Raw genomic sequence first — 13,301 nt, 5'->3', positions numbered from 1 at the left:
GCCTTCGAAGCGCTCGCCAGCCGCGATCTCCGATGACGGTCAGCGCGTGGCGGGCTGCAGGATCAGCGTGTGCGCGGTGGCGCCGGGCAGCAGCGGCGTGGGTCGTCCCGCGACCCAGTCTTCGTGGCCCGCGCCGAAATACGGCGACAGCGGGTGGTCGCTCTGGCCGCCGGGCATGTTGAGGATGGCGTCGGCTTCGTGGCCGGGCGCGACGTCCAGGTGCTCGGATGCGCCGAAGCCGGGCGCGGCGACATGGGGCATGTTGTTGTCGCCGGGAATCGGCTGGTCGGGCATGTCGATGTGGCGGCCCAGCCAGCGCGGCAACGCGGCGGATAGCGGGTGGCGGATGTCGGCGCGGTTGTGCTCGCCCCAGCTGCGGGCGGCGAGGCCACCCGGTTGCCCGCCGAGTTCGGTCGTCACCTGTTTCGCGGCGTCGACGAGCAGGGCGCGCCAGTCGGGATATCGCGGGTCGAGCAGTTGCGGCGGCCGCGCGTGGATCAGCGTCCACACGGCGGCTTCGGCGCTGTTTTCGCTGGGCCAGCTGAAGTCTGGGTAACGCTGTTTGACGCGGGCGGCGAACGGCGCCAGCACGGCCTCGCTGACCTGGTTGCGGAACGCGCGCACCAGCCGGTAGTCGACGCTGTCCACCGCGGCGCGGCCGCGCCAGGTGGCGGTGAGCTGGCGCAGTTGCTGCAGCGCCGGGTCGGTGCTGCCGGCCAGGGTGTCCTGCAGCAGGCGCTGCCAGCGCGCGAGGAACACCGCGCGGTTGTCCAGCTGGATGTCGAGCAGGTTGCCCGGGGTGAAACTGGGGCGGGCGCGCAAGTCGTCGCGGATCTGCTGGGCGCGGGCTCCGAGGTCGTGGCCGCCGTTGCCGAGCAGGGCCAGCGCGTCGCCGTCGACGGTGCGGTTGTTGGCCGTCCACAGTCGCCCATCGGCGGGATTCTCGATGCGCGGGTAACGCTCGGGTGCGGCCCAGCCCTGCCAGCCACTGCCGGGTTTCGACCAGTCCGACGGCAGCAGCGGGTCGATCCCCGCGCGCAGCGGGATGCTGTTGCCGGCGAGGGTCCAGCCGATGTTGCCGTGGCTGTCGGCGACCAGCAGGTTCTGCGGCGGCATGCCGAGATGCGGCGCCAGGTTTAGCGCCGCAGCCACGTCGGGCGTGTGCTCCAGCTGCATCAGGTCGAGGTTGTAGCCGTGCGGCCGGCCGGCGATCCACGCCAGCGCCAGCGGCGTGCCGTCGGCGTCCTGGCCCATGATCGGGCCCCAGCGGGTGTCCTCGACCTTGAGGATGGTGTCGGGACGACCCTTGACCCGGATGTGCTCGTCGTGGGTTTCGATGTTCGCCCAGCCGTCCGGCACCTTGTAGCGCGTCGGGTCGGCCGGATCGCGCAGCACGCGCACCCAGTCCTGCCAGTCGCCGTAGCTGTTGGTGAAGCCCCAGGCGATCTGGCCGTTGGAACCGACGATGACCGCCGGCGTGCCGGGCAGGCTGACGCCGTTGACGTCGCGCTGGCCATTCGGCGCGCCGGAATCGGGGTAGCGCAGGCGGGTGCGGAACCAGATGTTCGGCACGCGCAGGCCCAGGTGCATGTCGTTGGCCAGCATCGCCGCGCCGTTGCCGGTGAGCGTGCCGGCCACGGCGAAGTTGTTGCTGCCGGGGCGCGGTGCATCCAGCGCCGGTGCCAGCGCGGCGGCCAGCGCCGTCGACGCTGCAGTCGGCGCGAGCTGGCGCAGGTCGAACACGCTGGCGGCGGGCAGCACCGGCGTGCGCGACAGCCGACCGCTCAGCGGGGCTTCCCAGTCGGGGTCGGGCGCGAGCAGGAAATCCACCAGCGGGCCGGGCAGCACCGCGCGCATCTGCGCCATGCGCAGCTCGCGTTCGTTGCGGCCGTCGCTGTTGAGGTCCAGGTACATCGCGGCGATCACCAGCGCGCTGTCTTCCGAGCGCCACGGTTGCGGCTGGCTGCCCAGCAGCAGGTATTCCCACGGCTTCACCCGCAGGTCGGCAAGCCCGGCGTTGACGCCGTCGCGATAGCGGTCGAGTTCGTGCTTCGCGGCGGGAGCCATCTGCGCATAGGCGGCCTCGACCACGGCGCGCAGCCGATGGCGACGGTGGTTGAGGTCGACCTTCAGCGCGGCCGGCCCGACCAGCGCGGACAGTTCGCCGGCGCTCACGCGGCGCATCAGGTCCATCGCGAAGAAGCGCTCCTGTGCATGCACGTAGCCCAGTGCATAGCTGATGTCGGTGCGATTCTTCCCCTCGATGGTGACCGTGCCCAGCGCATCGCGACGGATGCTTACCGGAGCGGACAGGCCGGTGGTCTGGCGCGTGCCGTCGAGCCGGGCGCGGCTGCCGGCGAACAGGTACCAGCCGACGAGGAAGGCGGCCAGCAGCAGCGCCAGCAGGCTCGGCAGCGCGATGCGCAGGATGCGGCGACGACGCGTCGTCATGGCTTGGCGAACACCGCGAAGATGCCCGCGTACGGCTTGACCATGAACGCCGGCGCGCCGGCGTAGCCTTCGCCGTCGACGTACAGCTGCGAGATGCTGCCATCGAGGTACAGCGCGTCGCGGCAGCCCAGCTTGTCGCGGAACAGACGTCCAAACGTATGGAAGTTCACCGGCGCCTCGCTCACGGCAAAGACCACTTCGGTCGGGGTTTTCACGCAGACGCCGCTGCGCCATTTCAGGCTGGACGAATCGTCGACGAACTGCTCGTTGAGCTTGCCGTCGATCAGCAGCATCGGGCCGGACTGGGTGGCCCACTTCGCACTCTTGCCGTCGGCCTTGAACGCGGCGCTGGTGCGCACCGCGGCGTGGCCGTCCGGATACACCGCGAACACGCCGTTCGGCAGCAGCGAGAAATTGCCCGAGGCCGGGTTGCCGTGGGCCAGGTTCAGCGGCACCACGGTCTTGCCGTTTTCCACGTACAGGCCGAGCGGTGCGAACTTGTGGTCGTAGATGCCGGCGTTGGCGGCGAACAGCAGGTGCCGGCCGTGCTGCTCGCCCCACTGGCGCAGCGTCTCGATACTGCTGAAGGGCTGGCCGCTCTGCGGGTCGCGCCAGTGCAGGGACAGGGTCTCGCGCCTGAGGTCGACGTGCACGATCCGGTAGTTCTGTCCTTCGAAGGCGATCTCGCCGCTGGCCAGTGCCTGCGCCGTGGGCGCGCAACCGGGTGCGCCGAGCAGCAGCAACAGGGGCAACAGCGCGCGCTGCCATCGGGAATGGCGGGGGCGGGAGTGGAGCGGGGGAGAAGAAGCCATGCGTCGATGGTCGCCGCCCTGCGTTGCGCGTGCAAGTCCGCCGCCTGCGCCGAGGCCCGGCTGCCGTTAAACTTGCGCTTTTCCCCGGTGCCCGCCCATGCCCTATACGCCGATAGTGGCAACCCTCGGTTACGTGTTGTCGCCCGATCGCAGCGAAGTGCTGATGATCCATCGCAACGCCCGCCCGGACGACCAGCACCTGGGCAAGTACAACGGCCTGGGCGGCAAGATGGAACCGGGCGAGGACATCGCCGCCTGCATGCAGCGCGAGATCCTGGAGGAGGCCGGCATCACCTGCGAGTCGATGCAGTTGCGCGGCACGCTGAACTGGCCCGGCTTCGGCAAGCAGGGCGAGGACTGGCTCGGCTTCATCTTCGTGATCGACCGCTACGCGGGCACGCCGTTCATGGTCAATCCCGAAGGCACCCTGGAATGGGTCGCGCTGGAGCGCCTGCTGACCCTGCCGATGTGGGAAGGCGACCGCCACTTCCTGCCGCTGGTGTTCGACGCCGACCCGCGCCCGTTCCACGGCGTGATGCCATACAAGGACGGTCGCATGCAGTCGTGGTCGTACACGCGGCTGTGAGTGCGGAACCGGTCATCCGCATTGTCGCTGCAGTGATCCGCGATGCGGCGGGGCGCAGCCTGCTGGTGCGCAAGCACGGCGCCACGGTGTTCCAGCAGCCCGGCGGCAAGCGCGATCCGGACGATCTCGACGAACTGGCCACACTGGCTCGCGAGCTGCGCGAGGAACTGGGTTGCGAACTGCTGCGCGACTCGGCCCGCCTGCTGTGCCATTGCCGCGCGCCGGCGGCGAACGAGCCGGGCCACGTGGTCGAGGCGGCCGTCTACGCGGTGGCAGTGCGCGGCACGATTACGGCCCAGGCCGAGATCGCCGAACTGCGCTGGATCGATCCGGCCCAGCCCGACGTGCCGGTAGCCCAGCTCAGCCGCGAGCACATCCTGCCGCTGTTGTGAGCCTGCTTCTTGTATGGGTAAAGCCTGGCGCGCAGCCTTGCTCCCTCTCCTGCGTGCAGGGAAGGGCCGGGGTGGGGCCGCTCTTCGCCGCAAAGTCAAAAGCCACCCCCTCCTGACCTCCCCCTGCTGCGCAGGGGGAGGGATCGAGCGTGCGGTTTTGCTCCTGCCCTGTCATGCAGGAGATGAGCGCGAATGCGCGTCCTTGCTCCCTCCCCTGCGTGCAGGGGAGGGTTGGGGTGGGGTCGCTTTTCAGGGCTTGAACGCCGCAAACGTCCCGTATGGCTTCAGCTGCGCATCGATCGCCTTGGGATCGCCCACGATCACGATGCTCTGGTCCTTCGCGGCGAAATACTTGCGGCCCATCGCCTGCACCTGCGCGGCGGTGACCTTGTTCGCCTCGGCCACGTAGCTGCCGAGGAAACTCGGCGGCAGGCCGTCCACCCAGTAGTTCGCCAGCGTGCCGGTCAGCGAGCCCTGGATCTGGTTGCGCAGCAGGTAGATGCCGCCGACCAGGCGCTTGGCGCCGTTGAGTTCTTCCGCACTGGCCGGCTGGCTGGCCATGCTGTCGAACAGCCTGGACAGTTCGGCCAGGGTGGCGCCAGTGACCTCGTTGCGCACGTCGACGGTGGCCACCGTGCTGCCGCCCACGCGGCTGGCGCTGAAGCGCGACCACGGACTGTACGAGTAGCCCTTGTCCTCGCGGATGTCCTGGGTGATGCGGCTGGTGAAGCCGCCGCCCAGGATGGTGTTGGCCACGGTCAGCGGGATGTAGTCCGGGTCGCTGGCGGGGACGGCTGGACGGCCATAACGGATGTTGCTCTGCACGGCGCCGTCGCGCGATACCAGCAGCCGCTGGGGCGCTGCTTCACGCGGTGCCGGCGCAGTGTCGGGCAGGGCCTTGCCGTCGGCCTTCCAGCTGCCGAACTGCTGTTCGGCCAGCTTGAACGCCGCGTCCGCGTCGATGCGCCCGACGATCACCAGCAGGGCACGATCGGGCCGGAAGCGGGCGTCGTGCAGCGCGCGCAGCGAGTCGCTGGAAGTGGCCTGCACGGTGGCTTCGACCAGCGAATCCCGCGCGTACGGATGATCGCCGTAGACCGCGTGGCTGAAAGCACGGCCTGCCTGCCAGTCCGGGTCGGCTTCCTGCACCTTCAGGCCCTGCAGCGCATTGGCTTTCGCCAGGGCGACTTCGTTGGCGGGGAAGCTGGGATGCAGCGCGGTGTCCGCCACCAGCGCCAGCAACTGTGAGGCGTGCGAGGCCAGCGCGCTGGCGCGGATGCCGATCGCATCGTCGTCGGCGCCGGCGCCGTAGTCGCCGCCGATCGCCTGCAGCGCCTCGGCGATGTCGCGCGAGCTGCGGCTGGCGGTGCCTTCGTCGAGCAGGCGCGCCATCATCTGCGACATCGCCGGCGTGGCGGCATCGTCGGCCGCGGTGCCGCCGAGCACGGACAGCGCCACGTTGACCTTGGGCAGGCCCTCGCGCGGCACCACCCACACGGTGAGCCCGTTCGGCAGGGTGCGCTGGGCGATCTGCGGCACCGGCAGCGGCTTGTCCGGGCCGTAGGCGGGCAGGTCCTTCGGCAGCGCAGTGGTGGAGGCCTGCGCCATGCCGGCCAGTGCCAGGCCAAGCGCGATGGCGAGCGTCCTGAATGTCATGTTCGTCTTCATGGCGGTCCTCACTTGGCGGTCTTGGTGGCGGGAGCGGCAGCAGCCGCCGGGCGGCGCACGATCACGCTGCGGTTGGCGTCGGTGAGATAGGCGCGGGCCACGCGCCTGATGTCATCCGAACTCACCGCCTCGATCCAGCCCGGCATCCGGTTGGCCACGTTGGCGTCACCCCACAAGGTCTGCAGCTTGGCCAGCGTGTCGGCGCGGCCGAGGAAGGACTCCAGCCCGCCATACCAGTCCGACAGCATCTTGGTCTTCAGCCGCGCCAGGGTGGCGTCGTCGACGCCGTCGCTGGCGACCTTGCTGATCTCCTCGTCGATCGCGGCCAGCACCTGGTCCGGCGTGGCGTTGGGCTTGTACAGCGCGAACAGTCCCAGCAGGGTCGGACCGGCGTAGTCGCTGCCGTCGCCGAGCGGGAAGTTCACGCCGCCGTTGATGTTGAGCAGCAGCTCGCGGCCCTTGACCAGGCCCTGGTAGAAGCGTGAGGCATCGTCGCCCACCAGCAGCTGCGACAGCACCATCATCGGCACCTGGTCCTTGCTGCCGCGGGCGGGCATCTTCCAGCCGATCGCCAGCGCCGGCACCTTGGCCAGCGCGTCGGTCTGCTCTTCGTGGCGCGGCTTGGTGTTCAGCGGCTCGGTGACGTCGGGACGCCGCGGCAACGCACGGGCGGGCAGCTGGCCGAAGTATTTCTGCGCCAGCGCGAAGGCCTGCGCCGGGGTGACGTCGCCGGCGATGCCGAGCACCGCATTGGCCGGCTGGTAGAAGGTGTCGTGGAAGGTCTTCACGTCGGCTATGCTGGCGTGGTCCAGGTCCTTGAACGAGCCGTAGCCGTCGTGGTTGTTGGCCCACTTGTCGAACGCGAGACGGTTGAGATCGGTCCAGTAGAACAGGCCATAGGGCTGGTTCTTCACGTTGACGCGGATCTCCTCCTTCACCACGTTCTGCTGGTTGGCGAGGTTCTTCGCGCTGAAGTCCAGCGACTTCATGCGGTCGGCCTCCATCCACAGGATCGGCGCCAGCGCCGACGAGGGTGCCGACGCGATGTAGTTGGTGTAGTCGGCGCGGGTGGAGCCGTTGAACACGCCGCCGCCACCCTGGATCACCCGCTCGAAGGTGCCCTTGGGCGCGTCCGGCGTGCCCTCGAACATCAGGTGCTCGAACAGGTGGGCGAAGCCGGTGCGATTCTGCGGCTCCAGCCGCATGCCGACGTGGTAGACCATGCTGATGCCGACGGTGGGCGAGCTGTGGTCTTCGGAGACCACCACGGTGAGGCCGTTGTCGAGCTTCTTCACCGCGACCGGGAGCTTCCAGGTGTCGGTGTCGGCGGCGTGGGCGGCGAAGGCCAGGCAGAGCCCGGCGACCAGGACGGATAGTCGTGAAGCACGCATCTACTTCTCCTTGTCAGCGCGAACGGAAGCCCGATCCTCTGCCTCGCGAACCGCGGCTGACAAGTGACGAATGGCAGGTATGGTCCTGCCGCGCAGCTGCTCAGGCCACGTCGGCCGTCCATTCGCGGCTGCCGAACTTGGACTGCGCCAGGGTCTCGGCCTGGGTCAGTTCATCCATCCGCAGCATGCCGTCGCCGAGGCCGTGCAGTCGGCGGAAGGTGGCGATCATGTGCTCGATCACCGCCTCGCGGGGCAGGCCGGTCTGGCTGCGCAGCGGATCGACCCGCTTGGCCGCGCTGGTGGTGCCCTTGTCGGACAGTTTCTCGCGGCCGATGCGCAGCACGTCCAGCATCTTCGCCGCGTCGATGTCGTAGGCCATGGTGACGTGGTGCAGCACCGCGCCGCCGCGATGCACCTGGGCCGCGCCGGCGATCTTGCCACCTTCGGAGGTGATGTCGTTGAGCGGCTGGTACCAGGCCTTGATGCCCAGCTCGGCCAGCGCTTCGAGCACCCATTCGTCGAGGAAGGCATAGGCCTCCTGGAACGACAGGTCCTTGACCAGCGACTTCGGCGCGTAGATCGAATAGGTGATGGTGTTGCCGGGCTCGATGAACATCGCGCCGCCGCCGGAAACCCGGCGCACCACCTCGATGCCGTGACGCTGCGCCGCTTCGGCGTCGACCTCGTTGCGCAGCGACTGGAAACGACCGATCACCACCGCGGGCGAAGCCCATTCCCAGATGCGCAGGGTGGGTGCGCGGCGGCCCGCGCCGACCTCGTGGGTCAGCACGTCGTCCAGCGCCATGTGCAGGGTGGGCGATTGCGGCGTGGTGTGGATCAGCTGCCAGTCGTGGTCGCGCCAGTCGGTGCGGATCATGCTGCAGATTCCTTGTGCAGGGCGCGGCGCACGGCGACCGCGATCGCCTCGGGCGAAATGCCGTACATCATCACGTCACTGTCGAGCGGGCCGGCGATGGCGCGGGCCAGTTCCGCTTCCGTGGCCGCCGCGGGCTGGCCTTCCAGCGCGCGATTGATGAGGTCGAGCGCGCCGTCCGGCTCCAGGAAGAAGTCGCCGCTCAGCTGCACCTTGGCCAGGTGATCGCCATGCAACTCCAAGTCGATCACCACCAGCTTGCCGCCGGGCATCTTGTATTCGCCGTGCATGGGCGCGTTCCGCGTGTCGTCTGGACAGACGCGCAGTTTGCCTCGTTGGCGGCACCGATGCCAAAGACGGCGGCCTCAGGCCGCCGTCTTTGTGAGTTTCAGCGCATTTCCAGCTTCAGCGCCCGGGCGATCGACTCCCAGGGAACGTATTTGTAGTTCTGGTTCTGCGTGGGCAGCACGTTGCGGCCGTCCTGGGCGATCATCGCGCCGTGCTCGAAGCCGGGGCCGAGGTTGCGGCTGGTGACCTCCAGACCGTCGGTCTCGGAGATGCCGTCGATGCCGCGGGCACCATCGGCCACCACGGCGAACGAACCCAGGTAGGCATGATCGCCCTCGCGGCGGTACACCGCATAGGTGTTGTTGCCCTGGCTGGAAACCACGATGTAGCCGCGGCCGCCGCCCAGGTCGTAGATGCCGACGCCTTCGAGGTCGTCCCTGATCGCCTTGTTGTCGGCGACGCGGTCGATCGCCGTCATCGCGTTGCCGCCATCCGGTTCGGCGTCCATCTTCCACAAGGCCACGTCTTCCTCGCCGACGTAGAGCGCGCCGCTGGCATCGTCGGCGACGCAGCCCTCGGCCTGGCTGGCCATGCGGAACTCGCGCACCTGCTTGATGCGCACGCGGCCGTTGCCGGCGTCGAGCAATTCCCACTGGCGCATCAGGCCGTCGCCGGTGTTGATGAACACGTAGGTCTTCGCGCTCTTCGGGCTGCGATACATGCACAGGCCGTAGGGATCGGCCATGCCGGTGGCCTGCACGCCGTCGGCGACGTCCACCAGTTCGCGCCGGTCGGGATCGAGCCGGTAGATCGCCACCGACTTGTGCGTGCGGTCGCTGGCGGTGACCAGGGTCACCTTGTCGCCGCCCAGCGGAAAGCCGTCGCGCAGGTCGGTGTTGTTCATCTTGCCGTCGGGACGGAACTGCACCACCTTGCCCTGCATGTCGTAGACGAACATGCCGGCTTTCTTGTCGGTGGCCACGATCAGGCTTTTTGCCGGATCGGTGGGATGCGCCCAGATCGCCGGGTCGTCGGCCGCGTCGCCGAAGCTCGCCACCGGCACGGTTTCCACCAGGGCGGTGACGGTTGCCAATGGCGGCTTCGCCGCTGCGCGCGGGTCCTGCGGCGTGCCCGGCTGCAGCTTGAGCGCGCGGGCGACGTCGGCCATCGACACGCCCTTGTGGTTGGCACCGCCGTCCTCGTCGCTGATCAGCAGCACGCCGTGGGGAAGCTTCGCGCCCAGCGCCACGCTGGTGGCGAACAGCGGGCCGGGACCGTCCAGCGGCTTGCCCTGTGCCGTGACGGCGAAGCTGCCCAGGTAGGCATCGTGATCGGCGCGGTCGTAGAGATTGATGCGTCCTTCGGAGGTGTCCGCGGCGAGCAGCCACCGGCTGCCCTTGCCGCCGTCGTACAAGGCCACGCCTTCGACCTTCTTGCCGAGGTGGCCCAGTCGCGGCGCATCGACCAGGGTGGCGGACAGGTCGGCCTCGGGATTGCCGTCGAGGTGCCAGATGCCGACGGCCTGCTCGGCGACATACAGGTTGCCGTCGCCGTCGGCAGTGCACTGCTTCAGCTTGGAGGGAAGGCTGATCCGCCGCACCTGGCGTGCATCGAGCTTGCCCTCGGCGGTGGCGTAGATCATCTGCTGATCCACTTCGCCGCCGTCGCCCACCGCAACGGCGTAGAGCGCGTCGTCCAGCCGCTGGCGGAACAGGCACACGCCTTCGACCGCGAAGCCGAGCGGGATCGCGCGTGCGCCCGCTTCGACCGGCACGCCGCCGTCCATGGTGAACAGGCGCAGGCGGTTGCCGGTGGCGTCGACCGCGGCAAGCACCGTGCGCGGCCTGCCCGCGATCGGAAAGTCGTAGCTGACATCGACACCGGCCACTTCGCCGGCGGGCACGCTGGCCTGGCGCTGGCCATCGACGCCATAGACCTCCAGCCCGCCCAGCGCCGCGGTGGCGACCACGTGTGGCACCGCCGAAGGCGATGTGCCGGTGACGATCACGCTGGCGTCGGTCTTGCCGCTCCTGGTGGCCTGGGTCTGCAGGCTTGCCTGCACCACCGGCGCGGCGGCGTCGCGTGCGGCGGACTTGCCGGTTCCGGTTGCCGGCAGCAGGGCAAGCGATGTCGCGACGCTGTAAAGAAGCAGTGTTTTCATTCCCCTTTCTCCTCGGATGGCCGCTGCGCCCGCGCGGTGTCTTGGCTGTCGTGCGGCCACCATACGGCATCAAAAACTTTTTTGCACGAAACATTCTAAACGTGTTGCATTTTAGAATGTTTGTTCGTATTCTCGGATTGCCAGCACTTCGCCGCGGGGGTCGCAGGGGAGGGTGGCCAAATCTTTGGGGGTAGATGATCCATGCACACTTTTCGTCGAAATGCGTTGCAGGCGGCACTACTGTTGAGCGGTTGCGCCTTGGCTACGCCGAGCCTGGTGTTTGCGCAGGAGGCCGCCCAGCCGGCTACGGGCGTCCAGGCTGGCGGTGGCGATCAGGCCGCCGCGCAGGCGGATGACAAGAAGAAGCAGGAGGCCATCGACCTGCAGGCGATGGTGGTCACCGGCAACATCGGTTATCGCAGCCACATCGATGTGCCGGCGCCGGTGCTGGTCTACGACCAGCAGTTCTTCGCCAAGTTCGAGCCGGTCTCGGTGGGCGACCAGCTGCGTCGCGTACCGGGCGTGGCCTTCGTCGGCGACGTCGGTGAATCGGTGGCGCCGGAAATGCGCGGCCTGGGCAACGGCTATACGCAGATCCTGGTCAACGGCCGCGCCGTGCCCGGCATCGGCAATGACCGTTCGGTCGCCGTCGACCGCATCCCCGCCGAGATCATCGATCGCATCGAGATCGTCCGTTCGCCATCGGCCGACTTCGACAGCCAGGGCGTGGGCGGCACCATCAACATCATCCTCAAGGACGGCGCGACCTTGCCGCCCGGCGTCATCGTCCGCGTCGGCGAAACCTGGGACAAGAAGACCGGCCGGATCCGCCCGAATGCGGCCGTGTCCTGGTCCGGCCGCAACGACGCGAACACGGTGTTCTATTCGCTGACCGTGGATGCGCAGAAGCGCTTCAACGAGAAGCATGCGATCCAGGAAGTGGTCGACGGCGACACGGTCGGCTTCAGCGATGCGGTAGCCGCCGGCAGCAACGGTCGCGGCCTGCAGAGCTGGGACGACATCAGCAAGTCGCGGGCGACCGGGCGCGAAGAGCAGGGCGACGAGCGCGAGTCGAAGGACTTGTCCTTCAACGGCGACGTGACCTGGCGCATGTCCGATGTCTCCAGCCTGCGGCTGGATGCCTTCGCGATCAAGACCCGCCGCACCGAATACGAGAACACCCGGACCTACGAGGGCGATGGCAGCGTCGGCGGCCTCGACCTGGCCAATCCGGAACTGAAGTTCGAGAACACGCCGATCGACGAGGACAGCTACGGCCTGTCCGCGCTGTTCAACACCTCGTTCAACGACCGCACCGATTTCGAGGCCTACCTGGGCCGCAACAGCACCAAGGGCAGCGAGGTCAAGCACTACTTCAAGGACACGCCGGATACCCGGGACAAGAACAAGGGCACGGCGGCCGATGACAAGAACTGGATGGCCGATGCCTCCATCACGCGGCGCATGCCGGATCTTGCCAGCTCGATGGGTCTCGACGCGGCGACGCTGAAGGTGGGCGTGCAGGTCAAGAACAAGGACCGCACCTATACCGAATCGGAGCTCTCGGGCCTGAGCAAGTCGACCCAGAAGGGCACCGAAGGGCGGTTCGATTACAAGGAAGACCGCTTCGACACCTACGCCACGGTGGACTGGGAATTCAGCCCGACGTTCACCCTCACTACCGGCGTGCGCGGCGAAAAGACCCGGACGAAGCAGGACTACGTCACCACCAACTACGTCAACTACGTGCAGGACGCGCAGACCACCGGTCACGCCGACAGCCACGAGTTCATGCTCAACCCGTCGTCGCACCTGCAGTGGAAACTGACCGATGCCGACCAGCTGCGTTTCAGCGTGGCGCGCACCGTGCGTCGTCCCAGCGTCGAGCAGCTGGTGCCGTCGGTGACCCTGGAATCGCCGGGCGAGTGGGACGTGACGATCGGCAACCCGGACCTGAAGATGGAGCGCTCGCTGGGCTTCGACCTGGGTTACGAGCACAGCATCGGCAAGAGCGGCATCGTTGGCGTCAACCTGTTCCAGCGCAACATCTCCGACCTGATCGGCATGGTCCGCACCACGCGACCGGTCACCGATGCCGGCCAGGACCCGGACGATTTCCCCGGTGGCCTGTACACGTTCCAGAACATCGGCAGCGCCAAGGTCCGCGGCGTGGAGTTCGACATGTCGATGCCGCTGAGCGCGCTGGGCATGCCCAACACCGGCATCTTCGGCAACTACACCCGGCTGTTCTCCAAGCGGCTCAACCCGATCACCGGCCGCGACGTGACCGTCGACGACCAGCCGTCGTTCGTCTACAACGTCGGCGTGACCCAGGACATTCCCGCGTGGAAGGCCAGCTTCGGCGCCAGCTACCAGAAGCAGGGGCCGTCCTACCAGCACAATTCGCCCGGCGAAATGCAGAGCACCAGCTACGGCGGCAATCTGGAGGTGTTCCTGGAAAAGCGCCTCGGCAAGTCGTTCGTGCTGCGCCTGACCGGCAACAACCTGCTCGACTCGTGCAGCGAACAGCTGGAACAGGATTTCGCCGGTGACGACGCCACCGAGATGATGGCCAACAACCGGGCGTACAACGTCGACTTCATGGAGCTCGAGCGCGAGTGCTCGTCGCCACGCTGGTCGCTCACGCTGCGCGCCGTGTTCTGAGCCTTCGAATTCCG

10 protein-coding genes are annotated in these 13,301 nt (G+C 68.1%); 3 read left to right on the top strand and 7 right to left on the bottom strand.

Going from position 1 to position 13,301, the window contains the following annotated elements; translation table 11 throughout:
• Nucleotides 1-39: 39 nt before the first annotated feature.
• Together I6J77_RS12155 and I6J77_RS12150 are read right to left on the bottom strand one after the other, a co-directional pair.
• The gene (locus tag I6J77_RS12155; protein WP_204109196.1) at nucleotides 40-2,451 is read right to left on the bottom strand and encodes a penicillin acylase family protein; all 2,412 of its coding nucleotides are present in this window, start codon (nucleotides 2,449-2,451) and stop codon (nucleotides 40-42) included.
• Nucleotides 2,448-3,263, bottom strand: a complete 816-nt coding sequence (locus I6J77_RS12150) for a phosphodiester glycosidase family protein (protein WP_204109195.1) — start codon at nucleotides 3,261-3,263, stop codon at nucleotides 2,448-2,450. The genes I6J77_RS12155 and I6J77_RS12150 overlap by 4 nt, the downstream gene beginning before the upstream one ends.
• Before the next feature lie 97 nt (nucleotides 3,264-3,360).
• Between I6J77_RS12150 and I6J77_RS12145 the strand changes: the two genes are divergently transcribed.
• Nucleotides 3,361-3,849: an 8-oxo-dGTP diphosphatase gene (locus I6J77_RS12145; RefSeq protein WP_056767711.1), complete on the top strand. Its 489-nt coding sequence runs from the start codon at nucleotides 3,361-3,363 to the stop codon at nucleotides 3,847-3,849.
• Complete coding sequence (locus I6J77_RS12140) at nucleotides 3,846-4,241, top strand: NUDIX domain-containing protein (RefSeq protein WP_204109194.1); 396 nt, start codon at nucleotides 3,846-3,848, stop codon at nucleotides 4,239-4,241. Before I6J77_RS12145 ends, I6J77_RS12140 begins: the two co-directional genes overlap by 4 nt.
• Nucleotides 4,242-4,490: 249 nt before the next feature.
• Here I6J77_RS12140 and I6J77_RS12135 read toward each other — a convergent pair whose 3' ends face one another.
• From I6J77_RS12135 to I6J77_RS12115, 5 genes are all read right to left on the bottom strand, one after another.
• Complete coding sequence (locus I6J77_RS12135; protein ID WP_204109193.1) at nucleotides 4,491-5,897, bottom strand: pitrilysin family protein; 1,407 nt, start codon at nucleotides 5,895-5,897, stop codon at nucleotides 4,491-4,493.
• A gap of 20 nt (nucleotides 5,898-5,917) precedes the next feature.
• Nucleotides 5,918-7,300, bottom strand: coding sequence for a pitrilysin family protein (locus tag I6J77_RS12130; protein ID WP_204109192.1), 1,383 nt, complete (start codon nucleotides 7,298-7,300; stop codon nucleotides 5,918-5,920).
• A gap of 100 nt (nucleotides 7,301-7,400) precedes the next feature.
• Complete coding sequence (locus tag I6J77_RS12125) at nucleotides 7,401-8,177, bottom strand: biotin/lipoate A/B protein ligase family protein (protein WP_204109191.1); 777 nt, start codon at nucleotides 8,175-8,177, stop codon at nucleotides 7,401-7,403.
• Nucleotides 8,174-8,464, bottom strand: coding sequence for a hypothetical protein (locus I6J77_RS12120; protein WP_056716359.1), 291 nt, complete (start codon nucleotides 8,462-8,464; stop codon nucleotides 8,174-8,176). The genes I6J77_RS12125 and I6J77_RS12120 overlap by 4 nt, the downstream gene beginning before the upstream one ends.
• Nucleotides 8,465-8,562: 98 nt before the next feature.
• A complete protein-coding gene (locus tag I6J77_RS12115; protein ID WP_204109190.1) occupies nucleotides 8,563-10,623 on the bottom strand; it encodes a phytase in 2,061 nt (686 codons plus the stop codon).
• A 258-nt stretch (nucleotides 10,624-10,881) separates the two neighbouring features.
• Here I6J77_RS12115 and I6J77_RS12110 point away from each other — a divergent pair, with 258 nt between their 5' ends.
• Nucleotides 10,882-13,287 carry a TonB-dependent siderophore receptor gene (locus tag I6J77_RS12110; protein ID WP_204109189.1) on the top strand — a complete coding sequence of 802 codons (2,406 nt, stop codon included), beginning with the start codon at nucleotides 10,882-10,884 and terminating at the stop codon, nucleotides 13,285-13,287.
• The last annotated feature ends 14 nt before the right edge of the window (nucleotides 13,288-13,301 follow it).

The sequence above is a fragment of the Rhodanobacter sp. FDAARGOS 1247 genome, from assembly GCF_016889805.1.
GTDB lineage: Bacteria > Pseudomonadota > Gammaproteobacteria > Xanthomonadales > Rhodanobacteraceae > Rhodanobacter.
Note: the sequence above shows the minus strand (reverse complement) of the source record. Positions and strands in the feature narration are given on the sequence as shown.